This is a genomic window from Trabulsiella guamensis ATCC 49490 (assembly GCF_000734965.1).
GTDB lineage: Bacteria > Pseudomonadota > Gammaproteobacteria > Enterobacterales > Enterobacteriaceae > Trabulsiella > Trabulsiella guamensis.
Genome location: NZ_JMTB01000234.1, coordinates 1 through 397, shown reverse-complemented (window position 1 = coordinate 397; position 397 = coordinate 1). Strand labels below are relative to the sequence as shown.

Below are 397 nucleotides of genomic sequence, written 5' to 3'. Positions count from 1 at the left end.
CGTTCTCCGGCACGGCGTCATCGTGAAACCGATGTCACCGCTAAGGTTCGCCATGTCTGGCACCAGATGCATGCGGATGGCTTTGTGCATGACGGCAGCGACAGCGCGCTTGACGCGTTCGTGGCAAAAATCACTGTCAGGCTCAACCACGGCAAGGGGATCGCCAGTCTGGCGTGGTGCCGTGGCGATACGCTGATGACGGTGCTGGAAAGCCTGAAACAGTGGCATCTTCGCGAGATGACCGCAGTGCTGTCACCCCGCGACCTGGCCTTTCTTGATCATCGTGGTTACAACGCCATTAACGACCTGTTTACCCGCAAGGTAAGGAAGGTACGCGTATGACTGACCAACAGCACGATCTCTTCGGTGATATCCAGGATGACAGTATTCTGGATAA

1 protein-coding gene is annotated in these 397 nt (G+C 56.2%); it reads left to right on the top strand.

From position 1 onward, the window contains the following. Positions 1 to 342 (top strand): phage protein GemA/Gp16 family protein (locus GTGU_RS23715; RefSeq protein WP_038163934.1); only part of this gene is annotated, 342 nt, incomplete at its 5' end. Between the last annotated feature and the right edge of the window lie 55 nt (positions 343 to 397).